General features: G+C 64.7%; 22 protein-coding genes and 1 tRNA gene. 14 read left to right on the forward strand and 9 right to left on the reverse strand.

From position 1 onward, the window contains the following. Positions 1-2: 2 nt before the first annotated feature. The 5 genes from AC5RUU_RS03010 (at position 3) to AC5RUU_RS03030 (ending at position 5684) form a co-directional block, all read left to right on the forward strand. Positions 3-1379, forward strand: coding sequence for a S8 family serine peptidase (locus AC5RUU_RS03010; protein WP_493973735.1), 1377 nt, complete (start codon positions 3-5; stop codon positions 1377-1379). A 59-nt stretch (positions 1380-1438) separates the two neighbouring features. Next, a complete protein-coding gene (locus tag AC5RUU_RS03015) occupies positions 1439-2917 on the forward strand; it encodes an NAD(P)/FAD-dependent oxidoreductase (RefSeq protein WP_493973736.1) in 1479 nt (492 codons plus the stop codon). A 157-nt stretch (positions 2918-3074) separates the two neighbouring features. Then, positions 3075-4019, forward strand: coding sequence for an N-acetyltransferase (locus tag AC5RUU_RS03020; protein WP_493973737.1), 945 nt, complete (start codon positions 3075-3077; stop codon positions 4017-4019). Between the two features lie 20 nt (positions 4020-4039). Next, positions 4040-4113: transfer RNA gene (locus AC5RUU_RS03025), tRNA-Leu, on the forward strand. Between the two features lie 218 nt (positions 4114-4331). Beyond that, a complete protein-coding gene (locus AC5RUU_RS03030; RefSeq protein ID WP_493973738.1) occupies positions 4332-5684 on the forward strand; it encodes an ABC transporter substrate-binding protein in 1353 nt (450 codons plus the stop codon). A gap of 67 nt (positions 5685-5751) precedes the next feature. Here the strand turns inward: AC5RUU_RS03030 and AC5RUU_RS03035 are convergent, their stop codons facing one another. From AC5RUU_RS03035 to AC5RUU_RS03050, 4 genes are read right to left on the reverse strand one after another with little or no spacing between them, the layout of a single operon-like run. Beyond that, positions 5752-6525, reverse strand: a complete 774-nt coding sequence (locus AC5RUU_RS03035) for an ABC transporter ATP-binding protein (protein ID WP_493973739.1) — start codon at positions 6523-6525, stop codon at positions 5752-5754. Beyond that, on the reverse strand, positions 6522-7580 hold the full coding sequence (locus tag AC5RUU_RS03040; protein WP_493973740.1) for an ABC transporter ATP-binding protein: 1059 nt from the start codon (positions 7578-7580) through the stop codon (positions 6522-6524). Before AC5RUU_RS03040 ends, AC5RUU_RS03035 begins: the two co-directional genes overlap by 4 nt. Continuing rightward, entirely contained in the window at positions 7577-8566 is a 990-nt protein-coding gene (locus tag AC5RUU_RS03045; protein WP_493973741.1) for a branched-chain amino acid ABC transporter permease, read from the reverse strand. Before AC5RUU_RS03045 ends, AC5RUU_RS03040 begins: the two co-directional genes overlap by 4 nt. 10 nt (positions 8567-8576) lie before the next feature. After that, positions 8577-9860 carry a branched-chain amino acid ABC transporter permease gene (locus tag AC5RUU_RS03050; protein WP_493973742.1) on the reverse strand — a complete coding sequence of 428 codons (1284 nt, stop codon included), beginning with the start codon at positions 9858-9860 and terminating at the stop codon, positions 8577-8579. 496 nt (positions 9861-10356) lie between these two features. Between AC5RUU_RS03050 and AC5RUU_RS03055 the strand changes: the two genes are divergently transcribed. Beyond that, positions 10357-11259 carry a Bax inhibitor-1/YccA family protein gene (locus tag AC5RUU_RS03055; RefSeq protein ID WP_493973743.1) on the forward strand — a complete coding sequence of 301 codons (903 nt, stop codon included), beginning with the start codon at positions 10357-10359 and terminating at the stop codon, positions 11257-11259. Between the two features lie 95 nt (positions 11260-11354). On the opposite strand, the gene galK is transcribed toward AC5RUU_RS03055, so the two are convergent. Next, a complete protein-coding gene (gene galK / locus AC5RUU_RS03060) occupies positions 11355-12542 on the reverse strand; it encodes a galactokinase (protein WP_493973744.1) in 1188 nt (395 codons plus the stop codon). Further along, the gene (gene galT, locus AC5RUU_RS03065) at positions 12539-13696 is read right to left on the reverse strand and encodes a galactose-1-phosphate uridylyltransferase (RefSeq protein ID WP_493973745.1); all 1158 of its coding nucleotides are present in this window, start codon (positions 13694-13696) and stop codon (positions 12539-12541) included. The genes galK and galT overlap by 4 nt, the downstream gene beginning before the upstream one ends. A 98-nt stretch (positions 13697-13794) precedes the next feature. Between galT and AC5RUU_RS03070 the strand changes: the two genes are divergently transcribed. Genes AC5RUU_RS03070 through AC5RUU_RS03085 form a run of 4 tightly spaced genes read left to right on the forward strand, consistent with a single transcriptional unit; the run spans position 13795 to position 17980 of the window. Then, positions 13795-14754, forward strand: a complete 960-nt coding sequence (locus AC5RUU_RS03070; RefSeq protein ID WP_493973746.1) for an aldose 1-epimerase family protein — start codon at positions 13795-13797, stop codon at positions 14752-14754. Positions 14755-14793: 39 nt separating this feature from the next. After that, entirely contained in the window at positions 14794-16125 is a 1332-nt protein-coding gene (locus AC5RUU_RS03075) for an AI-2E family transporter (protein WP_493973747.1), read from the forward strand. Further along, positions 16122-17360 (forward strand): threonine ammonia-lyase, encoded by a 1239-nt coding sequence (gene ilvA / locus AC5RUU_RS03080; RefSeq protein ID WP_493973748.1) that lies wholly within the window; start codon positions 16122-16124, stop codon positions 17358-17360. Before AC5RUU_RS03075 ends, ilvA begins: the two co-directional genes overlap by 4 nt. A gap of 8 nt (positions 17361-17368) precedes the next feature. After that, positions 17369-17980: a rhomboid family intramembrane serine protease gene (locus AC5RUU_RS03085; RefSeq protein ID WP_493973749.1), complete on the forward strand. Its 612-nt coding sequence runs from the start codon at positions 17369-17371 to the stop codon at positions 17978-17980. Between the two features lie 71 nt (positions 17981-18051). On the opposite strand, the gene greA is transcribed toward AC5RUU_RS03085, so the two are convergent. Together greA and AC5RUU_RS03095 are read right to left on the reverse strand one after the other, a co-directional pair. Beyond that, complete coding sequence (gene greA, locus AC5RUU_RS03090) at positions 18052-18546, reverse strand: transcription elongation factor GreA (RefSeq protein WP_493973750.1); 495 nt, start codon at positions 18544-18546, stop codon at positions 18052-18054. A gap of 142 nt (positions 18547-18688) precedes the next feature. Next, on the reverse strand, positions 18689-19063 hold the full coding sequence (locus AC5RUU_RS03095; RefSeq protein WP_493974013.1) for a DUF4307 domain-containing protein: 375 nt from the start codon (positions 19061-19063) through the stop codon (positions 18689-18691). 205 nt (positions 19064-19268) lie between these two features. On the opposite strand from AC5RUU_RS03095, the gene mca reads away from it, so the two are divergent. Together mca and AC5RUU_RS03105 are read left to right on the forward strand one after the other, a co-directional pair. Then, positions 19269-20174, forward strand: a complete 906-nt coding sequence (gene mca, locus AC5RUU_RS03100; protein WP_493973751.1) for a mycothiol conjugate amidase Mca — start codon at positions 19269-19271, stop codon at positions 20172-20174. A 97-nt stretch (positions 20175-20271) separates the two neighbouring features. Further along, on the forward strand, positions 20272-20607 hold the full coding sequence (locus AC5RUU_RS03105) for a hypothetical protein (RefSeq protein WP_493973752.1): 336 nt from the start codon (positions 20272-20274) through the stop codon (positions 20605-20607). A gap of 67 nt (positions 20608-20674) precedes the next feature. On the opposite strand, the gene trhA is transcribed toward AC5RUU_RS03105, so the two are convergent. Beyond that, positions 20675-21418 carry a PAQR family membrane homeostasis protein TrhA gene (gene trhA / locus AC5RUU_RS03110; protein WP_493973753.1) on the reverse strand — a complete coding sequence of 248 codons (744 nt, stop codon included), beginning with the start codon at positions 21416-21418 and terminating at the stop codon, positions 20675-20677. Positions 21419-21569: 151 nt separating this feature from the next. On the opposite strand from trhA, the gene AC5RUU_RS03115 reads away from it, so the two are divergent. Further along, positions 21570-22331: an isoprenyl transferase gene (locus AC5RUU_RS03115; RefSeq protein WP_493974014.1), complete on the forward strand. Its 762-nt coding sequence runs from the start codon at positions 21570-21572 to the stop codon at positions 22329-22331. A 237-nt stretch (positions 22332-22568) separates the two neighbouring features. Continuing rightward, positions 22569-23987, forward strand: coding sequence for an RNA 5'-3' helicase PhoH2 (phoH2, locus tag AC5RUU_RS03120; RefSeq protein ID WP_493973754.1), 1419 nt, complete (start codon positions 22569-22571; stop codon positions 23985-23987). The last annotated feature ends 53 nt before the right edge of the window (positions 23988-24040 follow it).

Raw genomic sequence — 24040 nt, forward strand, 5'->3', positions numbered from 1 at the left:
GGATGCGATTCTCCACCGAACCCGTGCTGCACAGGACAGGGGCCGCGGCACTTGCCCTGGTCCTGGCCGCCTGCTGTCTTTGTGCCGGCCTTGTTACTGCTCCTGCAGCACACGCGGACGAGTGGCGCGACAAACAGTACTGGCTGGCAGATTCAGGCATCACCAAGGCCTGGGAAGTGTCCAAGGGTGCCGGCGTCAAGGTCGCCGTCATCGACAGCGGCGTGGACGCCCAGCACCCTGACCTGAAGGGCGCGGTGGCAGGCGGCTACGACGCTTCAGGCTCCGGCCAGCCCAACGGCCAGAAGAGCGTCGGGTCGAAGCCCGAACATGGCACCCTGGTTGCCACCATGCTTGCCGGACGCGGACACCAGCCCGCCCGTGCAACGCCCACGCCCGCCCCCGGCGCTGCCGCGCAGGCTCCGGACGGGATCATGGGTGTGGCCCCGGAGGCGCAGATCCTTGCGGTGTCCACCTGGCTTGGCTCACCCAACCCCTCCGGCAAAAGTGACCAGGACCAGATCCCCGAAGCCGTCAGGTGGGCAGTGGACAACGGCGCCAAAGTCATCAACATTTCACTGGGCAGCACCACCCCCCAGTGGCCGCAAAGCTGGGATGCCGCCTTCCTCTACGCCGAACAGAAGGACGTGGTCATCGTGGCCGCGGCCGGCAACCGGATCGGCGGGAACACGCAGGTTGGCGCCCCGGCCACCATTCCGGGCGTCCTCACCGTCGCCGGCCTGGACCGTACCGGAACGGCCAGCGTCGACGCGTCCTCGCAGGGCATCAGCATCGGCGTGGCGGCACCGGCCCAGAACCTGCTGGGCGGCGTCCCGGGCGGGGGATACGCCGAATGGGCCGGGACCTCCGGCTCCACGCCCATTGTTGCCGGCGTGGCAGCCCTGATCCGCTCCAAATGGCCCTCCATGAGCGCCAAGCAGGTCATCAACCGCATCATCTCCACCGCCAAGGACGCCGGCGCCCCCGGCAAGGACCCCCTCTACGGCTACGGGATCCTCAACGCGGAAGCGGCGCTGAAGGATGACGTTCCCGAAGCGAAGAGCAACCCGCTGGGGACCATCGCCGAATGGATCAGGGTCCACCGGCGCGGCAACCTGGCCACCCCCACCCCGGTGCCCACCGCCGAGGCACCCGTTGCGGCGCCGGCGCTTCCCGAGCCGACCGTTCCCGCAGCGGAACCGCCGTCCCAGCGGGACACCGCCGTAGGCGCCGCCGTCGTCATCGGTTTCGCCCTGCTGTTCGCAGCCATCATCGCAGCAGCGGCAATCCAGTTGAGAAGGGCAGCCAAGGATCCGGCCCTCACTGCGGAGGAGCCAGAAACAGGGGCCGTGGAAAGGGTGGATTCAGGGCGGAAATCCTGACGCTCCAAGCCCTCGCAGCAGTTAGTGAAGATTTTCACAAAGTACGCTATCCTTAAACTATGGCAACCACCCCAGAGCTCCAGGACCGTCCCAGGGTACTCGTCGTCGGCGGCGGGTACGTCGGCCTGTACGTAGCACTCAAACTGCAGAAGAAGATCGCGAACGCCGGTGGCATCGTCACCCTCGTGGATCCACTGCCCTACATGACTTACCAGCCGTTCCTTCCCGAGGTAGCGGGCGGCAACATCGAGGCCCGCCACGCGGTGGTGTCCCACCGCAAGCACCTCAAGCAGACCGAACTGATCCAGGGCCGAGTCACCTCGATAGACCACGCCAACCGCACCGCCGTTGTGGCTCCCGCGGACGGCGGCGAACACTTCGAAATTCCCTACTTCGACGTTGTCCTGGCGGCAGGTGCCATCACCCGCACTTTCCCCATCAAGGGCCTAGCGGATAAGGGCATCGGCCTGAAGACCATCGAGGAAGCCGTTGCGCTGCGTAACAAGGTCCTGGATCGCATTGAGGTTGCCTCCACCATGACCGATCCGGCTGCCCGCGCCAAGGCCCTCACCTTTGTGGTGGTCGGCGGCGGCTTCGCGGGCATCGAGTGCATCACCGAGATGGAGGACCTTGCCCGCGCCGCAGTGCGGAACAACCCGCGGATCAAGCAGGAGGAAGTCCGCTTCGTCCTGGTGGAAGCCATGGGCCGCATCATGCCCGAGGTCACTGCGAAGCAGGCCGAGTGGGTCGTGGAACACCTGCGCAGCCGCGGCATCGAGGTCCTGCTGAACACCTCGCTGGACAGCGCCGAAGGCACCCTCAAGCTCATCAACCTCCCGGACAAGACCCCTGCCCAGGAATTCGTAGCGGACACCCTCGTGTGGACGGCCGGCGTGCAGGCCAACCCCATGGTCCGCTCCACTGACTTCCCGCTCGAGCCCCGCGGCCGCGTCCGCGTCCTCCCGGACCTGCGCGTTGGCGGCGATGAAGGAATCGTGGACAACGCCTGGGCCGCCGGCGACATCGCGGCCGTACCCGACCTCACCGGCAAGGGCCTGCCGGACGGAACCTGCGTGCCCAACGCGCAGCACGCCCTCCGCCAGGCCAAGCGCCTTGCCAAGAACCTGTGGGCCTCGCGCTGGGAGAAGCAGCTGAAGGACTACAAGCACAAGAACCTCGGCGCAGTGGCAGGCTTCGGGGAGTGGAAGGGCGTCGCCAACATCAACCTGGTTGGCAGCATCGGACTCAAGGGCGGACTGGCCTGGCTGGCCCACCGCGGTTACCACGGCCTCGCCATGCCCACGTTCGAGCGCAAGTTCCGGGTGATCTTCAACTGGATCATCAGCTTCTTCGCCGGCCGCGACACCACCCAGCTGATGGACCTGGACAACCCGCGCGGTGCCTTCGTGGCTGCCGCCACCCCGGCTCCCAAACCGGCCGCCGCTCCCGCACCGGCTGCGCCTGCCGCGCCCGCCGCCGGCGGGGCCGGCTCGACAGCGGTGCAGGCCAAGGAATCCGTGACGGCCCAGGCCAAGTAGACACGCAGTGCCCGACGGCGGCTGTCCCTTTCGAGGGGCAGTCGCCGTTTTTGCGTCGGCGGCCCCTCGAACGGGATAGCCCACCCACGCGGCCGCATCCAGGACGTACAGGCTGCCCCTGCCCCTGCCGGTGAAGACTGCCTCCTAGACTGGGCTCATGAACGGCGAAAATAACCTGCAGGCCCTGCTGGCCGGGCTGCACCCCGTGCAGCGCAGCGGCGAGTACGTCTATGTCCTCTGGCCTCATGGACGGCCGCTTGCCGCCGGCATTGAGGCAGCGGTACGGGAGGCCGAAGGCCTGACCGTGGTGCTGCCGCGCCTTGAGGCGGACAGGCAGGGGCTGTCCTACGACTTCGTCGGAACGTGGATCACGCTGCAGATCCACTCGGACCTCGAAGCGGTTGGACTTACCGCTGCCGTCAGCAGGACATTGGCGGAAGCCCGGATCAGCTGCAATGTCCTTGCAGGTTTCCACCACGACCACCTGCTGGTGCCGGTCGCGGATGCTCCACGGGCCCTTGAGGTCCTTGCTGAACTTGCTGACCGCAGCCGGGACGTGCACCGGCCTAAGCTGCAGTTGCGCAGCGAGACCCCGGCGGACCGGGCTGCCATCCTGGCCCTGACCGCTGACGCCTTCGCCGTATCTCCAGCGACGGGACTTCCGGCAGAAGGGGAGCCTGTGGAAGTGAAAGTGCTTCGCGGATTGTTTGAGGCTAAAGAGTACATTCCGGACTTCAGCGTGGTGGCAGTTCTGGACGGGGACATTGTTGGCCACTCCATCAGCACCCGCGGGTGGGTGGGTGATCAGGGCCTCCTGGGGCTTGGCCCGATTGGCGTTACCCCCCGGCTGCAGCGGCACGGCATCGGGTCGGCGCTCATGAAGGAAACCATCGACAGGGCCAACGCAGCAGGGGAGCGCGGAATAGCGCTGCTGGGCAGCCCCGACTATTACTCCAGGTTTGGTTTTGTCCCGGCGTCCACCCTCGGTGTTCAACCACCGGAGCCGGAGTGGGGAGACTACTTCCAGCTCCTGCCGCTCGCCCTCTGGCCAGGTGGTATCCACGGGACGTTCCGGTACGCCGCACCGTTCTCGCTCGCCTGACGGGATACGATTGTCCCGGCGCCCCAGTAGCCCAATTGGCAGAGGCATCGGACTTAAAATCCGCGTGTTGTGGGTTCGAGTCCCACCTGGGGTACAAGAAGAAGCCGGAGGCCGCAGGGCCCGTGGCAGGAAGCCGTCCGCATCCTACGGGCGGCTTCCCCCGTTTAATTCCACATATGCAACGACTGTTATAAGGATGTGACCTCACTCACTTATCTTCGCCCGGGATATGCACTAGCTTGAAGCTAAATCAGGAACACCTGGTTTTTCGTGTCAAAGGCCGTTCGCACCTTTAGATCGAGGAGCTCGTAAATGACTTTAATCCCCCACGCGGGAACCCGCGTTGCCAAGCTGACAGCGCTTGGCATCGGCGTGGCCTTTATGGCAACGGCTTGCGGCGGTTCGTCCACACCCACGGCAACCGAAACCGCCACCGGATCAGCGGCAGGAATTGCATGCCCTGCCCCCGGTTCTACGGGCGGAAGCACAGCCCAGGCGACTGGCGCGGGCGGCGCGGTCCCACCGTCCAAGGGTGCAACCGAAACACCCCTTAAGCTCGGTTCGCTGCTGCCCACCACGGGTTCGCTGTCTTACTTGGGCCCGCCGGAAATTGCCGGTGTTAACCTTGGCGTGAAGGAAGTCAATGACGCTGGCGGCGTCCTGGGCAAGCCCATCGAGGTCGTTCACCGGGATTCGGGCGACACCAAGACGGACATTGCAACCCAGTCCACGTCCGCTTTGCTCGGCCAGGGCGTCAACGCCATTATCGGTGCTGCCTCCTCCGGCGTATCCAAGACGGTCATCAACCAGATCACGGGCGCCAATGTGCTGCAGTTCTCGCCCGCCAACACCTCGCCGGACTTCACCACGTGGGACGACAAGGGCCTGTACTGGCGCACAGCGCCCTCTGATGTCCTCCAGGGCAAGGTCCTGGGTAACTACATGGCCACCTGCGGCGCCCAAACGGTCGGCATGATCGTCCTGAATGACGCCTATGGCACAGGGCTGGCGACCAACATCAAGGCCGCTTTCGAATCAGCCGGTGGCAAGGTCGTAGCGGAGGAGCTCTTCAACGAGGGCGACACCCAGTTCAGCAGCCAGGTGGACAAAGTCATCGCAGCCAAGCCGGATGCAATCGCCCTGATCACTTTCGACCAGGCCAAGAGCATCATCCCGCTGATGACCGGCAAGGGTGTAAAGTCCACCCAGATGTTCCTGGTTGACGGCAACACCTCGGATTACAGCAAGGACTTCCAGCCCGGCACCATGCTGGGAGCCCACGGCACCTTCCCGGGTACCTTCGCCAATGAGGCCTTCACAAAGAAGCTTCTGGAAATCGATCCGGCGCTGAAGGACTTCACCTACGGCGGCGAATCCTACGATGCTGTGAACCTGATCGCACTGGCGGCTGAAGCTGCCGGCAGCACCAGCGGCCCTGAGATCGCAAAGCAGCTCAAGGGAGTCTCGGAGTCCGGTGAGAAATGCACCAGCTTCCCCTCCTGCGTAACCCTGCTGCGCGAGGGCAAGGACATCGACTACGACGGCCAGTCCGGCCCTATAACGTTCTCCGACGCCGGTGACCCGACCGAGGCTTACATCGGCATCTACGAGTACACCAACGACAACAAGCTCAAGCCCCTCCAGTCGGAGTTCGGCAAGCTGTAGTCGGCACTCCCGACACACCAAAAAGCCCCTGTCCAACGGGACAGGGGCTTTTTTGGTGCCGTTTGCTCTACTCCACGGTATCTGCCAGCGTGCCGAGATACAGCTGAATGACCTTGGGGTCCTTCATTAGTTCGCGTCCGGTTCCGGTGTAGGCATCCCTGCCCTGGTCCAGGACGTAGCCGCGGTCGCAAATCTGGAGGCAGCGCCGGGCATTCTGTTCCACCATAATCACAGAGACGCCGGCCCGGTTGATCTCATGGACGCGCAGGAAGGTTTCGTCCTGCTTGACGGGGGAGAGGCCCGCGGACGGCTCGTCGAGCAACAGCACAGCCGGATCCATCATCAGTGCCCTGCCCATGGCCACCATCTGGCGCTCACCGCCGGAGAGCGAGCCGGCACGCTGCGCCCGGCGCTTGCCGAGTTCAGGAAAAAGGCCGGTGACGAAGTCAAACCGCTCGGCGAAGTCCTTGGGCCGCTGGAACATCCCCATCTGCAGGTTTTCCTCGATGGTCAGGGTGGCGAAGACGTTGTTGGTCTGCGGGACGAAACCTACGCCCCGGGTCACCAGCTTGTTCGCTTTCAGCCCTGTGATGTCCTGTCCGCGGACAACAACGGTTCCGGAGTGAACTTTCACGAGGCCGAACATGGCTTTCAGCAGCGTGGACTTGCCAGCTCCGTTAGGCCCGATGATTCCGATCAGTTCACCCCTGCGGGCCTCGATGCTGCAGCCGTTCAGGATGTTGACCCCTGGAAGGTAACCGGCCACAAGGTCGGTGACCTTAACCACCGAGTCGCTGTCGCTGACCGGCTGTGCGGCGGGTGCCGTGCTGGTGCTGCTCATTGGGTGCCCTTCTCTGTGCTGCCGGTCTCCGTGCTTCCGTGGCGGCCGCGGGCGGGTTCGTTGCCCTCAACTGCCACGACATCGGCGGCGATGATGCCGGCGTTCTCTGTTCCAACGATCGATTCCTCGTCAGCCACAAGTTCTGCTGCTAGCTCCTTGATACCTTCGGAGTCTCCAAGGTCGACATCGTGATGGGCGCCCAGGTAGGCGTCGATGACGGCAGGGTTTTTCATCACCTCACCGGGAGGACCTTCCGCAACCACCTTGCCCTCAGCCATGACCACTACCCAGTCCGCGATGTGCCGGACCATGTGCATGTCGTGTTCGACAAAGAGGACCGTCATGCCTTCGGCTTTGAGGTTCTTGATGTGGTCCAGCAGGGACTGCGTCAACGCGGGGTTGACGCCTGCCATGGGCTCATCAAGCATCACCAGCTTGGGCCGGACCATGAGGGCACGGGCCATCTCAAGGAGCTTGCGCTGGCCGCCCGAGAGGGAGGCCGCGTAGTCGTCTTTTTTGGCGTCGAGCTTGAACTTCTCCAGCAGGACATCGGCTTCGGCCGTAATCTGCTTTTCCCTGCCGCCCCAGATGCCCTTGAACAGGGCCTTGGCGAGGCTTTCACCGGGCTGGTTTGAGGCGCCGAGGCGCATGTTCTCCATTACGGTGAGCTTGCCCATGACCTTGGTGAGCTGGAATGTGCGCACCATTCCCATCCGCGCGACCTTGTAGGGGGACACCCCGGCCAGGCTCTGGCCTTCGAACTGCCACTTGCCGCTGTTGGGCGTGTCAAAACCGGTCAGCAGGTTGAAGAGGGTGGTTTTTCCGGCTCCGTTGGGCCCGATGAGTGCAGTGATCTTGTGGCGGGGGATTTCCAGGTACTCGACGTCCACCGCATTAATGCCACCGAAGCTCCGGGTGACGTTTTCGGCCACGACGATAGGGTCCCGTTTCTTGCAGCCCGGGCCCCCTTCGCCGGCAGCTATGGGACGGGTGTCCGTCATGTAGTCCGGTTCCCCGGTCTGCGTGGTGGTGGGTCCTTCGCTGTGCTTGCTCATGCGAACGCCAGCTCCTTCTTGTTTCCAAAGACGCCCTGCGGCCTGAAAATCATCAGCAGCATAAGGGCGACGCCAACCAGGATGTAGCGCAGCTGCCCGGCCTGGACCGTGTTAAGCCAGGTGACGGCACCTGATTCGATCAGGCCATAGAGGATCCCCTGCGTCAGGGAGAGGACCACCCAGAAAATCATCGCGCCGATGACCGGCCCCAGGACCGTGGCCATGCCGCCGAGCAGGAGGCAGGTGTAGAGGAAGAACGTGAGTTCCGTTCCGTAGTTTGCCGGCTGTACCGCTCCGCGGGGGAGGGTAAAGACCATGCCGGCGAGTGCCCCCAGCACGCCGCCGATGATCAGGGCTTGCATCTTGTAGGCGTACACGTTCTTGCCCAGCGAGCGTACGGCGTTTTCGTCTTCGCGGATGCCTTTGAGCACACGGCCCCAGGGGCTGCGCATGAGCAGCCACACGAGCGTGCAGCAGAGTACCACCAGCGCCCATCCCACCACGCGGATAAAGAAGTCGCGGTTGTTCATGCCGAAGTAGGAAATTTCTTCCCCTGCCGCGTTGAGAGCAGGGAACGGGTTCATGGAGTAGAACCCGCCTTCGAAGGCCGCCAGGCCGTTGGCCGATCCGGTGACCGAGGTGAGCTGGTTGGTGGTGACGATGTACCGAACGATTTCGGCCGCCGCAATGGTGACGATGGCGAGATAGTCGGCGCGGAGCCGCAGGGTGGGGATGCCGAGCAGCAGAGCAAAAATGGCTGAGGCAATGACCGCGATCAGCAGCCCCACAAAGAACGGGACGCCGAAGCTGAGGGTGGAGATGGCGAAGCCATAGGCGCCCACAGCCATAAAGCCGGCCTGGCCGAAGTTGAGCAGCCCTGAGTAACCGAAATGTACGGCGAGGCCGAGTGCGGCCAAGGCGTAGGCGGCCGTCGTCGGGCTGAAAATCTCGGCCGCGGCGCTGGCAAGAATGAATCCAAAGTCCATGGCTTGGCTCCTAACCCACGCGCTCGCGCCGGCCCAGGATTCCCTGCGGCCGGAACAAGAGGACAACGATCATGATGAACAGGGCTCCCACGTATTTGAGGTCGGCGGCGAGGCCGAACACTGTGGTCAGCTCCACAAAGATGCCGACGATGATGGAACCGATCAGTGCGCCGAAGACAGTGCCGAGGCCGCCGAGGGTTACGCCGGCGAAGATCAGCAGCAGGATGGCGGAGCCCATGTCGAACGTTACGCCCGGACGGTAGTAGGCCCAGAGAATGCCGCCGAGGGACGCCAGCATTCCGCCGGTGATCCAGACCAGCCTGATCACACCGTCGACGTCGATACCCGATGCCGCGGCGAGGGCGGGGTTGTCCGCCACTGCACGCGTGGCTTTGCCCAGCCTGGTTTTCAGCAGCACAATGCCGATTAGGGCAATCACTACCGCGCTGATGCCCAGGGACCAGAGGTTGTTGGGCGAGATGGATACCGGGCCGAGCTGGATCTCGGGGCTCTGGGCGAACGGCAGTTGCTGGGTGGCGCCGCCAAAGAAGAACTGGATGACATACCGGACGGCAAGGGCAAGTCCGATGCTGACGATCATCATGGGCACCAGGCTCGTCCCGCGCCGCCGCAACGGGCGCCACAGGCCCCTGTCCTGGGCATAACCGAACAAAGCACCGCCGAGCAGGGACAGGATGAGCGCCAGCCAGAAAGGCAGTCCGGCGGCGTTGAACGCAAACACCAGCACGGCGCCGAGCGTCACCATCTCGCCATGGGCGAAGTTTGTCAGACCCGTGGTACCGAAAATGAGCGAGAGTCCGACGGACGCCAATGCCAGGAGCAGCCCAAAACTCAACCCGGCCACGAGGCGGTTGAGCAGGTTTTGTCCGAAGTCCTGTTCCTGCACCACAATGCCCTTGCCGAAGGCAAAGATCACCGAGAGGTTCGAGGTCTGGCTAAAGGTGACCTCGCGCGGGTTTTCCTGGCCCTCGGCCAGGGTGATGCCCTCAGGCAGGGTCGATTCGTCCAGCTCCACTGTGTAGGTGCCCTGCTCGGGTACCCCGATACTCCAGGACCCGTTGGCGGACGACTTGGCGGTGCCGGTGAAGTCGCCGCGCGTGGCGGTGATGGTCACGTCCGCCAGTGGTGCACGGGTATCGTCGCGGAGGAATCCGCTGATGTTGTTCTGGAAGGTTTGGTTCGACGGGGATGGTGTCGGTGAGGGGGAAGCGGCCTGGGATGCCGGGGCGGCCACGAGGAGGATTGCCAGGATGGATGCGCTGATGACTCCCAACAGTCTTAGCAACCCGCGGCGTCCTCCGGCCGGCAGGCCTGGGGATGTACTTCTCAAATTGAAAACCTCCACTTGGGGGCGGTCTCGGCTGCGCCTTTACAGCCGCTGCGAACGGATGCAGGGCTGGGATGATGCCATAACGCCCTGCACCCGTCACGCATGTGAGTTCCGTCACCCTGCTTGGCTTATGCTACAGCCCGGGAGAACCTATAAATGCCCTGATGAGCGGCGTCAGCATAGCGATCAGGTAACAACTGCACCGTATCGTGGGCCGGAAACGGCGGGAGAGCCCGAGGAAACCTTTGTTGAGCCATGGTGCTCCCCGGCGTGCTCGGAGCCTGCCGGACTCCGCCGACCGGACCCCAGTGCGGCTTCAGCACGTCACGGTTGGGTTGCACCCGCGGCCGCAGGGAACTTTTAGCGGTGCAGCGACGTGAAAATTGATAGCGTAAACCATAAGGTTCACATCACATCCCATAAATGGAGGAATCCCGCAATGGCACTTGGCGGCAACCCGATCTTCAACGGAAGAAGCTTCCGTGGAGCCACCCAGGCACCGCCTGTCCCGCAGGCTCCCTATGGCCAGGCTCCTTATGGCCAGCAGCCGTACGGCCAGGCCTCCTACGGCCAGCAGGGCTGGAACGCCCAGCAGCCCATGACCAACGACCAGCTGCAGGAAATGTACAACCAGCCTGCAGCCGGCCCCGCTGACACCGGCCGCATGACATTCGACGACGTCATCGTCAAAACGGCTGCCTGCCTTGGCGTCGTGGTTGCCGGTGCCGCCGTCACCATGTTCGTCAGCATGGGCCTCGCAGGGCTGCTGATGATTGTCGGCGCCCTCGGCGGTTTCGTCCTGGCACTGGTCAACACCTTCAAGAAGCAGCCTTCACCGGCCCTCATCCTTGCTTACGCCGGACTGGAAGGCCTCTTCCTCGGCGGCCTGACGCGGATCCTTGATGCGCAGTTCCCCGGTGTCGGCTTGCAGGCGGTCATCGGTACCCTCTCCGTCTTTGCAGTGACCCTGGTGCTGTTCAAGAGCGGTAAGGTCCGCGCGACCCCCAAGGCCATGCGGTTCTTCATGATCGCGATCATCGGCTACGCCCTGTTTTCCGTCATCAACCTGGTGATGATGTGGACCGGAGCCGTCCAGGAGCCCTTTGGCCTGCGCACCAGCGTCGAAATCTTCGGCATCCCGCTGGGCGTCTTGATCGGCTTGCTGGCCATCGGCCTGGCCGCTTTCTCACTCATCATGGACTTCACCAGCATCGAGGCCGGTGTCCGCAGCGGCGCCCCGCAGCGCTTCTCCTGGACAGCCGCTTTCGGTCTGACCGTCACCCTGGTCTGGCTGTACGTGGAGATCATCCGCCTGCTGGCCATCCTGCGCGGAGACGAATAACCGCGAAGGCGGCGCCGCCGTCGTCCGTGCACAGCAGCGAAGGCCCCACCCTGTGGTGGGGCCTTCGCTTGTCTGTGCCCTGTGGGCTCTGCTGTTCAGGCGATGCGCATGGCGCCTGCAGCCGGTGACACGGTGAAAATGTCCGGGGCGGTAAATTTTGCCTCGGCAAAAGCGCGTACGACGGCGTGGCGCACCTTCTGTTCGTCGGCGGCGGCTGTCAGTGCGATCGCTGCGCCGCCGAAACCGCCCCCGGTCATCCGCGCACCGATGGCGCCGCTGGCCCGCGAGCTTTCCACCGCGAGGTCCAGTTCCGGACAGGAGATCTCGAAGTCATCCCGCATGGACAGGTGGCTCGCGTCCAGCAAATGCCCGATAGCCGCCGGTCCCCGGTCCGCGAGGAGTTCAACGGTCTGCAGTACCCGGTCATTCTCGGTGACCACGTGCCGGACCCGCCGGAAAGTCACCTCGTCCAGGAGGCCGCTGGCTTCCTCCAGGTCGCCCAGCTGCACGTCGCGCAGGGCTTTCACGCCCAGCACCTCCGCGCCCAGCTCGCATGAGGCGCGCCGGGAGGCGTAACCGCCGTCCGCATGCGAGTGCGAAACCTTGGTATCGACCACCAGCAGCACCAGGCCTGCCGGTTCGATCTCGAAAGGAACCAGGCTGGCATTCTGGTCCCGGCAGTCCAGGAACACGGCGTGGCCGTGCGAGCCCCGCAGCGAGGCGGACTGGTCCATAATGCCGGTGGGGGCTCCCACGAAGTCGTTTTCCGCGCGCTGCGTGGCCAGAACCATGTCCTGGGCTTCCAGCCCTGCCCCCGTCAGTTCGTTCAGTGCGGTGATGACGGCGCATTCGATGGCGTGCGACGACGAGAGGCCGGCGCCGAGGGGGACGTTGGAATCCAGCAGCAGGTCCACGCCCGGAACGTCGATGCCGCGCTGGCGCAGGGCCCACATGACGCCGAGGGGATACTTCGTCCAGCCTTTGGCCGACCCCGGCTTCAGGGACTCAAGCCGGGTGGTAACGACGCCCTGGTCGCCGTACGTGGAGAGCGTCCGGACCGTGGAATCCGTCCGGACGCGTACCGCCACGCGGGCCGTCCGGTCGATGGCGAAGGGCAGGACAAAGCCTTCGTTGTAGTCAGTGTGTTCGCCGATGAGGTTCACACGGCCCGGCGCCTGCCAGATGCCCGCCGGATCGCCCCCGAACTCCCGGGTGAACCTCGCGGCGAGGTCGCCGGGTGCCGGAGGAGCTGACGCGGCGGCGGGATCGGGTGCGGCGTTCACGCGGAGGCTCCTTCGGGCAGGCCGGCCAGGACGGCCGGGGATGTTGCGGACGCCGGAATGGAGACCGTACGCAGGCGTTCAGCCACGCTTTCCGGGGTGGTGTCGTTGATGAACGCACCCATGGCCGCCTCTGACCCGGCAAGGTATTTCAGCTTATCGGCAGCCCGCCGGGGCGATGTCAGCTGGAGGTGGAGGTAGCTGGCAGGTCGCAGCACCGGGTCCAGCGGGGCCTGGTGCCAGGCGGAGATGTACGGGGTGGGGGTTGGATAGAGGGCATCCACCCGCTTGAGCAGATCGAGGTAGACATGTGCCAGTTCGTCCTTCTCTTCGCCGCTCAAAGCCGCCAGGTCCGGTACGCGGCGGTGCGGGACCAGGTGGATCTCCAGCGGCCACCGGGCAGCGAATGGGACGTATGCGCTGAAGTTCTCACCCTCCACAACCATCCTGCTGCCGTCCTCCCGCTCAGCACGCAGCAGGGAACCCGTCAGTGTCTCCCGGCCGTCCTGTTCGTCGTAGAACTTCCGTGCTGCGGCGCCCATCACGGCAGCACGGGGCGTGAGGTAGGGGTAGGCATAGATCTGTCCGTGCGGGTGGTGCAGGGTGACGCCGATATCCGCCCCGCGGTTCTCGAAGGGAAATACCTGCCGGATCCCGGGGAGGGCGCTGAGGGCAGCGGTCCGTTGTGCCCATGCCTCAATGACGGTACGGGAGCGCACCTGGCTGAGTCCGCTGAAGGACCCGGTGTGCTCCGGAGTGAAGGACACGACCTCGCAGCGTCCATACGCCGGACCCTTGGTGCCCCATGCCGCTTGTTCCGGAAGGGGGCCCAGGGACGGCCCCAGGGACGGGAAGCGGTTCTCGAAAACAACAACGTCGTAGTCCGCAGCCGGTATTTCGGAGGGGTTGCTGCCGGTGGTGGGGCAGATGGGGCACTGGTCTGCGGGCGGGAGATGGGTGCGGGTCTGGCGGTGAGCCGCGACTGCCACCCACTCGTCCGTCAGGGCATCGAACCGCACTTCTCCGGGCTCCCCCCTCGGGGGAAGGCTGCGGTGGTCCCCGGTTAGCTCCGCTTCACGGGAAGCCGTGGTGCCGGCGTCATCGAAATAGATCAGCTCCCGGCCGTCGGAGAGTTTGGTGCTGGTGATCCCTATCATAGAAAAAGTTTCGCATATCCGATCAAAAAAGAATAGTTAACAACAAAATACAACATCGGTTGTCAGTGACCGGCATGGGGACGGGGTACCGTATGCCCATGACATCGTCTTTCCGCCCCGAGCCTCCTGCCCGTTCAAGCACCCAGGCTTACGCAACAGGCCGGCAGTACGAGCTGCGGCGCGGCGACGCGCAGGCCGTGGTCACCGAGCTGGCGGCCGGCCTGCGCTCCTTCAGCAGGGGAGGTGTACTCCTGACGGAGACGTATGGTGATGACCAGATCCCGCCCGGCGCCGCCGGAATTACGCTGGCCCCCTGGGCCAACCGGGTGGAGGACGGCAGGTGGTTCCTGGATGGCGAAAAACAGCAGCTGGACATCACCGAGGTTTCCCTGAACAACGCCAGCCACGGGCTGCTCCGCAACACCGCGTACGCCTTGGTTGACGAGTCGCAGCACTCAGTCTCGCTGGAGGCCACCATCTTTCCGCAGCACGGCTACCCGTTCCTGGTTCGGCACCGTGTCCAGTACCTTCTCGCGGACCACCTGGGCCTGGTGGTCCGCCAGACCCTCACCAGCCACGCCAAGGCCCCGGCCCCGTTCGTCCTGGGCGCCCACCCGTACCTTCGCCTGGGCGACGCGCCAATCGAAGACCTGGTGCTTACGGTTGCCGCGGACACCCAGCTGCTGGCCGATGAACGGCGCATCCCCCGCGGGGCGGCACCTGTGGAGGGGGATACCGACTTCCGCGAAGGCCGGCACATCGCGGACCTTAGCGTGGACGTCGCGCTCACCGGTCTGAAGCGCGAGGCCGGCAAAGCCCGTCATACCCTGAGCGCCGCTGACGGGCGGAGCGTCAGCCTCTGGCAGGACGCAGCATGCGAATATGTCCACGTCTTCGTGAGCACCAAGTACCCCGGCCGCAGCCGGGCCGTCGCAGTGGAACCGATGACCGGCCCCGCAAACGCCTTCAACTCCGGCGACGGCCTCCGCTGGCTGGCGCCCGGCGAATCCTTCACCATCGAGTGGGGGATCGACTACAGCCCCGGTACGGCTGGATAGCAGTTTCCCATTAGGGGACGGCTGCGCAAGTATTAGGCTATGACGCCAACCGGGGACTCAGTTCCGCCCACCAGCCCGGCCGCAGTGCCGCAGCAATCCGCCGCTGCCCCGCCGTTGCGGATTCGTACGGACCGTGAACTGGACGAGGACATTCCCTATGGAGTGCGCATCGCCGCGTCCTGGGCGTGGCGGCTTGGACTCATCCTCCTTGTGGGCGGGGCCCTGGTTTGGCTGCTGAGAGGGATCAGCTTCCTCATTATTCCCGTCATGGTGGCCGCTCTGCTGGCCGGACTCCTGAACCCTGTGGTGGGCTGGCTCAAACGCGACCGGGTGCCCGCAGGCCTGGCCGTGGCCATCACGGTGCTGGGCTTCCTGGGCTTGATTGGTGGAGCACTGGCACTGGTGGGCAGGCAGCTCATCGCCGGTTTCGGGGAACTCTGGTCCGAAGCGCTGACCGGGATAAGGCAGATACAGGACTGGCTGTCCGAAGGGCCTCTTCACCTGACCGCCGACCAGATTGACAAGTACCTGCAGGAAGCAAGTACGGCGCTGCAGGACAACAGCAGCAGCATCCTCAGCGGTGCCCTTTCCTTCGGCAGCACTGCAGGTCATTTTGCTGCGGGCCTCATTCTTGCGCTCTTTGTCCTCATCTTCTTCCTCTTGGAAGGCGACAGGATCTGGGCGTTCCTGGTGCGGCTGCTCCCCAAGAAGGCCAGGGCGGCAACCTTTGGGGCCGGCCGCAGGGGCTGGGCATCCATGGTGAGCTATGCACGCATCCAGATGTTTGTTGCGTTCGTCGACGCCGTGGGCATCGGCGTGGGCGCGGCCATCATCGGCGTTCCGCTGGCGCTTCCGCTCAGCGTCCTCGTTTTTATCGGTTCATTCATTCCGATTGTTGGCGCCCTGGTGACCGGCGCCATTGCGGTCCTTCTGGCGCTGGTGGCCAACGGTCCCATCAACGCCCTCATCATGCTTGGCATCGTCCTGCTCGTCCAGCAGTTGGAAAGCCACATCCTCCAGCCCCTGGTCATGGGCAAGGCAGTGGCACTGCACCCGGTGGCGGTAATCCTGTCCGTGGCGGCCGGGTCCTACCTGGCCGGCATCCCCGGGGCGCTGTTCTCGGTGCCCATCCTTGCCGTCGCAAATTCGGCCATACGCTACATTGCCGCCAGAACGTGGGAACATGAACAGGTGCCGGTAACGCCGCTGGCGGCCGGTGCCCCGGAGGACAACACCATCAAGGACGTTGAACCGCCGGTGGTGCGCCGCCACGGCCGGGACGCCGCAGCCGGCACCACAGCAGAAGATCCCGATGTCCGCAGCTTCCCCAAGCCGGGCTCCGGGACGAACCCAGAGGAGAATAGTCCGTGAACATCCTTGAAACCCTTCCCGTCACACTGGACGATGTCCTGGAGGCGCAGAAGCTGCTTGACGGGATTATTGCGCGGACTCCAGTTGAATCGTCCCGGGCACTGGGAAGAATGGTGGGCGGCGACGTCTACTTCAAGTGCGAAAACCTGCAGCGGGCAGGGTCGTTCAAGGTCCGCGGAGCCTACGTGCGCATGGCACGCCTGTCCCCGAACGAGAAAAAGCGCGGGGTCGTGGCTGCGTCTGCCGGCAACCACGCCCAGGGCGTAGCCGTAGCCGCCAAGAGCCTGGGCATCAAGGCCCGCATCTACATGCCACTGGGCGTGGCGCTGCCCAAGCTCGCTGCCACCCGCAGCCATGGCGCTGAGGTGATCCTGCACGGGCACAACGTTGACGAGGCGCTCGCGGAAGCCCAGCGGTACAGCAACGAGACGGGCACTGTTTTCGTCCACCCCTTCGACAACGTGGACGTCGTTGCCGGCCAGGGCACGCTGGGCCTGGAAATCCTGGAACAGGTGCCCAACGTGGACACCATCCTGATGGGCGTTGGCGGGGGCGGGCTCCTTGCGGGTGTCGCCGTCGCCATCAAAGCCCGGGCAAGGGAGCTGGGCCGGGAGATACGGATCATCGGAGTGCAGGCGGAAAATGCAGCCGCCTACCCGCCGTCGCTCGCAGCTGACGCGCTGGTACCCCTCAAAAAGGTGTCGACCATGGCGGACGGCATCGCAGTGGGCCGTCCCGGCCAGCTGCCCTTCAGCATCATCCGCGAGCTGGTGGACGACGTTGTCACAGTCAGCGAAGACTCACTGGCCCGCGCGCTGATTTTCCTGCTGGAACGGGCCAAAATGGTGGTGGAGCCTGCCGGGGCCGTGGGTGTGGCAGCGCTGATGGACGGCAAAATCGAAAATCCGGGAACCACGGCCGTGGTCCTCTCGGGCGGAAATATCGACCCCATGCTGATGCTCAAGGTGATCCAGCGCGGCCTGTCGGCGGCGGGACGCTACATGACTGTCCGGATGATGCTGGATGACAGGCCGGGTTCGCTGGCCACCATTGCACGGATCATCGCGGAGAATGATGCCAACGTGACAGGCTTGGACCACACCCGGGTGGGCGGCTCCATCAGCATGGGAGACGTCTCCATCACAGTGAACCTGGAAACCAAGGGCCATGAGCACGGGGCGCAGGTCCTCAGTGCTCTCCGTGCCGAAGGCTTCCAGCCGATCGTCGTGCACTAGGAGGTGCCATGGAAGGGCTGACGGGAGACGGGGGCATCAGGCAGCGCCAGACCGTTGCCGCCAGGGCCAAGGGTGGCCTGCTGGTCCTGGGCGCTTTTGTGGTCCTGCTCTTTGTCATCGAGCTGTTCAACATGGTGATGCTCCGATCGCTCAACAGGACGTTCGGGCTTCGGCCCCGGAGCGCGGACGGGCTGCTCGATATCTTCACGTTCCCCCTCCTGCACGCGAACCTGAACCACCTGCTCTCCAACAGCCTGCCGCTGATCATCTTCGGCTTCCTGGTTTTCCTCTCAGGCCTTCGCGTGTTCCTGACGGCCCTGGCCTTCAGCTGGCTGGGTTCCGGCCTCCTGGTATGGCTGATCGGCGACGGCGGCATCACCGTGGGGTCGTCGGGCCTCGTTTTCGGGTTGTTCTCGTTCCTCCTGGTCCGAGGCTTTTTCAACCGCAGCTGGCGCCAGATCCTCCTGGCCGTAGTCCTTTTCATGGGCTACGGGAGTATCCTGTTCGGGATCCTGCCCATCGCGGCGGGTTTCGTCTCCTGGCAGGCGCACCTGGGCGGTGCCGCCGGGGGAGTGGCGGCGGCGCTGCTGCTGCGGCCGCGTATGGGCCGCGCCGGCTGATCCGTAACCCCCGCGCAGATGCAAAAGCGCCGGCACCCCTGCAGGGGTGCCGGCGCTTTTGCTGTCAGGACCTACGCCGCGTACGGCTTGGCGGAAAGAATCTCCACCTTGATGTCCTTGCCGTTCGGGGCCAGGTAGCTCAGGGTCTCGCCTTCCTTGTGGCCGAGGATGGCTGCACCCAGGGGCGATTTTTCGCTGAAGACGTCGAGATCGGAATCCCCGGCAATTTCGCGGGAACCGAGCAGGAAGGTCTCTTCGTCCCCAGCAATCCTTGCCACGACGATCATGCCGGGCTCAACGATTCCGTCGTCGGCCGGGGCCTCGCCCACGTGGGCATCGCGGAGCAGGACCGTGAGCTGGCGGATGCGGGCCTCGATCTTGCCCTGCTCCTCCTTGGCAGCGTGGTAGCCGCCGTTCTCCTTCAGGTCCCCCTCTTGCCGGGCTGCATCAATTTTCTGGACAATTTCCGCCCGGCCAGGGCCGGAAAGGTGGTCCAGCTCTGCCTTCAGGCGGTCAAAAGCTTCCTGGGTAAGCCAGGCTGCAGCTGCGCTGTTGGTGGTAGACACGGACTTCTCCTCTAATGGTCCTACATGCAAAAGACCCCGCCACAGTGGCCACTTGTGGAACAGCAACCAGCTCAGCGGGGTGAAGGTATTGCTCCATTGTAATCAATCCTGTGGACTTATCCCAACAAGGGAGCGGCGCACGTCACATCTGTCGGCCTGTTCCATCCGCTGCCCAGCAGTTGTCTACAACGCCGGATACGGAGAGCGACTCCGTGCGGACGGTCACGCGCTGAAAAACGGTCCTGCCGCCGTCGGCCGTCCCTTCCCGGGCGGCGGAGGGAATGTCCACCACTTTCCAGCCAACCACCGCGTACTTGGAGTCAAGCGCCTTGACGGCGCACTTGACGGCTGTTCCCGGCTCCCGGGTCACCTGGAAGTCCACCTCGGCCAAAGTGGCATCGGGGGTGCTGTATCCAATGTCCTTGAACGAGATGTCCGAGAGGGAATTGGACGTTGAAACCCACGCCAGGAAGCCGATCCCGCCGGCGAGCGCCACTGCGGCGATGGTGCGCTTGATGGCAGGTGTAAGCCTGTGCTTTTTAGCACCATAGCGATTGGCTAGGCTAGTGTCTGCGGGCGCGGATTGGGCCGGCTGGTCCGGGGAAGTCACCCGACCAGTTTAGTGCCCTTTCCGCCGGCGCCGGTTCTGCCCCATCCCGGCGTCAGCGCCCTGCTTTCCGTTGCAACAACCACAACCAAAGATAATGAGGAGCCGTCCCTCCATGACAGCGTCCAGCAACTCCCCGGCACCGCTACGGCTGCTCGCAGTCCATGCCCACCCGGATGACGAATCCAGCAAGGGCGCTGCGACGATGGCCAAGTATGCCGCCTCCGGCGTGGATGTCATGGTGGCCACGTGCACGGACGGTTCCCGCGGGGACATCCAGAACCCGGCCGTGGAAGGCGAAGCGCACCCCAAGCGGGACATGGCAGGAGCCAGGCGCCTGGAGATGGAGCGCGCCGCCAGGATCCTAAGCATCCGGCAAAGATGGCTGGGGTTCGTAGACTCCGGGCTCCCTGAGGGGGACCCGTTGCCGCCGCTGCCTGCCGGTGCCTTTGCCACCCTGCCCCTTCACCGGGCAGCGGCGCCCCTGGTGCGGCTGGTGCGCTCGTTCAAGCCGCATGTCATCCTCAGCTACGACGAGAACGGCGGGTACCCTCACCCGGACCACATCATGGCCCACCGTGTGGCGGTCGAAGCCTTCGACGCGGCTGGCGACCCCGAGCGGTATCCCGACGCGGGGGAACCGTGGGAACCCAGCAAGCTTTACTACGACAGGGCCTTCAGCCCGGAGCGTTTCCGGGCGCTGCACTTCGCGCTCGAGGAAGCCGGACTGCAGTCCCCGTATGCCGAGCGGCTTGCCGCCTGGTTGGAGTCCGACGCCGAGGGGCACACCCCGCCGCCGGCTCCCCATCCGACCACCACTCAGGTGGATTGCGGCGACTTCTTCGAGGTGCGCGACGACGCCCTCCGCGCGCACCGGACACAGGTGGATCCGCTGGGGTTCTTCTTCGCCGTCTCGGCGGAGATGCAGCGGCGCGCGTGGCCCTGGGAGGATTACTCCCTCATCCGTTCCAGGGTTCCCTCGGAGCTCCCGGAGAAGGATCTGTTCGCAGGGCTAAGATAGTAGCGGCAGGTAATTTCTATGCCGTGTAGAAGATAGGCCCGGCCCTCGTCCGCGCCGTCCGCTGCCTGCTGCCACCCGCTCCACAGAAGGTAATAACGTGCATCGTCTGCTCCTCAGCCTGGCCACCACACCCACACCGCTGCCCTCTCCCACCCTGCGGGAAGGAATCTCTGAGGATCAGGTAACGCCGGGACTCCTGGGCTTCATCATGACCGCCTTCTTCGTGGTGGCAACCGCCCTGCTCATCGTGGACATGGTGCGGCGCATCCGCCGCGTCCGCTACCGGGCACAGGTGGAGGAGGACCGCCTGGCGGCCGCTGCAGCCGCGGATGTTGAGGCAGCCGATGCCCAGGACGGACTTGATTCCACTGCCAACCGCCCCGACGGCGACGGTAACGGCATCGCCCCCGGCAAGGCCCGGCCGCACGACTAGGCACGCAAGCTGCTCGGTCCTGCACGACTCCGCAGGGTCAGCCCCCGGTTGGCGGCTGGCCCTGCCGTCAGTTAAGGACCGCCATGGCTATCGCAATGAAGTGGGCGGAGAAGGCGAGGACCGTGAAAGCATGGAACAGTTCGTGGAAGCCGAAATGGTAGTAGCTGAAGTTCGGTTTTTTCAGGGCGTAGAACACGGCCCCGGCGATGTACAGGACGCCGCCGACGCAAATCAGCGCGGCAGCCGGAGCGCTGGACTGGAAGAACTGCGGAAGATAGAACAGTGAACCGCAGCCCAGTGCAATGTAGATCGGGACATAGAGCCAGCGGGGCGCGTCTGTCCACAGCAGCCGGAACAGCACGCCGAGGATGGCCCCGGACCAAATGACCCATAGCAGGAGGACGGCCTGGGGCCGCTCCAGGAGGGTCCACGCCAAAGGGGTATAGCTGCCGGCGATGACGAGCATGATGTTGGTGTGGTCCAGCCGTTTCAGGACCATCTTTACGGCCGGGGACCAGTTGCCGCGGTGGTAGACAGCGCTAACGCCGAACAGCAGGACGCCGGTGGCCGCATAGATGGCCGACGTGATCTTGCGGTCCGCGGTGGGGGCAAGGACTACCAGCATGACACCTGCGGCCAGGGCCAGCGGCGCAGTGACGGCGTGGATCCAGCCGCGCCACTTCGGCTTGATCATCAGGAGTTCTGCCAGCCGGACCGCGGCCTCGTCGAGGGCGCTGTTGGGGCTGCCTTCAGCACCGTTTCCGCCCTTCGGCTGCGGCGAGCGCGGGGCCTCGGAGGATTCGCTGTTCATCGTTCAAGAATAACCTACGCTCCAGTAGGTTACTGGCGAGTAGTACGACGGCGGAGCTGCCGCAGCGGCCCGTCCTGCCTGCCTGCCGGGCCACGGGCGGTAGCCTAGGATGTGCAAGTACGTACAGCACGGAAGTCAGGTGAGTGGACGCGTGGAGTTGCCGGGGTTCCTTTACGGCTTCTACGAGCGACGGCTCCTCAGGGACCTGGCCCGCGACCGCATTCCCCGCCACATTGGGGTCATGGTGGACGGCAACAGGCGGTGGGCAAAGCAGTTCAATGCCCCCACCAGCCAGGGCCACCAGGCCGGGGCGGACAAGATCCACGAGTTCCTGGGCTGGTGCCAGGAGCTAGGCGTCAAGGTGGTCACGCTGTACATGCTGTCCACGGACAACATGAACCGCTCCAGCGAAGAGCTGGACCTCCTCATGGGCATCATCGCCAACACGCTGGACCGGCTGGACGAAGACGCCAACATCTCGGTCCACGCCATGGGGGCGCCCGAACTGCTGCCGGACTACCTCGCCGAGCGGCTTAACAAGCTGACCGCGCGGACGCCCGTCCGCGAGAAGATCCACGTCAACGTGGCCGTAGGCTACGGCGGGCGGCGGGAAATCGTGGACGCCGTCCGCGAGCTCCTCCATGACGCTGTGGCCAAGGGCACCGACATCTCGCAGCTTGCTGACGACCTCTGCGTCGACGACATTTCCCGCTTCCTCTACACCCGCGGACAGCCCGATCCGGACCTGGTCATCCGGACCTCCGGCGAGCAGAGGCTTTCCGGGTTCCTGATGTGGCAGAGCGCCTACAGCGAGTTCTACTTCTGCGAAGCCCTATGGCCTGCCTTCCGCAAGGTGGACTTCCTGCGGGCCCTCCGCGACTACGCCGGCAGGCAGCGGCGCTTCGGCACCTGACACTCCCGGTTCATCACGAGTTCACCGCTCAGCAACAGGAATCGCCGCGTAATGGTTGCGGAAATTACCTGGCGTGGATTTACGTTATATCCATCAGCAGGCAAACCGCCGGCTGATCGGGGAGGCCAATACATGGAGCGGAACATCGCACCGGTTGTATGGGAGGCCGGACCCGGCCTCGTGGCCGAGCCGCCTCACCATTAAAAAATCCGGGCTTGCCCCGGGGCTGGAGTCGATGTGGCTACTTCTGAACAACTGCCCGAGGTCCTTTTCGACCAGGGAGGGAAAGCTACCTCTCGCGCCACGCGAGCCACTACACAGACCGGCGCAGCAACGGATGCTGCGGCCGGTTTTGCCGTCTCCGGAAGGGAATCCCTCATCCACACGTTCGTGATCGACACGTCCGTCCTGCTGTCCGACCCGCGCGCCCTGCTTCGCTTCGCCGAACATGAGGTCATTGTTCCGGTGGTGGTCATCACCGAGCTCGAAGGCAAGCGGCACGATCCCGAGCTCGGCTACTTCGCACGCAAGGCCCTTCGGCTCCTGGACGACCTCCGGGTCAAACACGGCGGCCTCAACCAGCCAGTTCCCATCGGTGACGACGGCGGCACGCTCATGGTGGAGCTGAACCACATATCGTCCGAGGTGCTGCCGCTGGGCTTCCGCAGCGGGGACAATGACAGCCGCATCCTCGCAGTGGCCAAGAACCTCTCCAATGAAGGCAAGGACGTCACGGTGGTGTCCAAGGACCTGCCGATGCGCGTCAAAGCCTCAGCCATGGGACTCACCGCGGACGAGTACCGCAACGAGCTGGTGAAAGACTCCGGCTGGACCGGCGTCGCCGAAGTGGAAGCCAACGAACAGGAAATCTCCACCCTCTACGGCCACGAGCCCGTCTTTATTCCCGCTGCAGCGGAAATGCCGGTCAACACCGGCCTGGTCCTGCTTTCCAACCGTGGTTCCGCCCTCGGCCGGGTAGGACCGGACAAGCAGGTGCGCCTGGTCAAAGGCGACCGCGACGTCTTCGGCCTCCACGGCCGGTCAGCCGAGCAGCGCCTTGCCATCGATATGCTGATGGATCCCGCCGTCGGCATTGTGTCCATCGGCGGCCGGGCCGGCACCGGCAAGTCTGCGCTAGCGCTGTGCGCCGGCCTCGAAGCGGTACTGGAACGCCGCGAGCACCGCAAGGTGATCGTCTTCCGCCCCCTCTACGCCGTCGGCGGCCAGGAACTCGGCTACCTGCCCGGTTCCGAGTCCGAGAAAATGAACCCCTGGGCCCAGGCGGTCTTCGACACCCTCGGCGCCCTGGTCAGCCAGGAGGTGGTAGAGGAAGTGATGGACCGCGGCATGCTCGAGGTCATGCCCCTCACCCACATCCGCGGACGCTCCCTGCACGACGCCTTCGTGATAGTCGACGAAGCCCAGTCCCTCGAAAAGAACGTCCTGCTCACCGTCATGAGCCGGATCGGCCAGAACTCCAAGATCGTCCTGACCCACGACGTCGCCCAGCGCGACAACCTCCGCGTTGGGCGCCACGACGGAATCGCCGCCGTCGTCGAAACCCTGAAAGGACACCCCCTCTTCGGCCACGTCACCCTGACCCGCTCCGAACGCTCGCCCATCGCCGCCCTCGTGACGGAACTCCTCGAAGGCTAAGTCACCTATTCGGGGGCCGTGGTCCGGTCCGCCGGGCCACGGCCCTTCGCCGT

The sequence above is a fragment of the Arthrobacter sp. K4-10C genome (genome assembly GCF_059090085.1).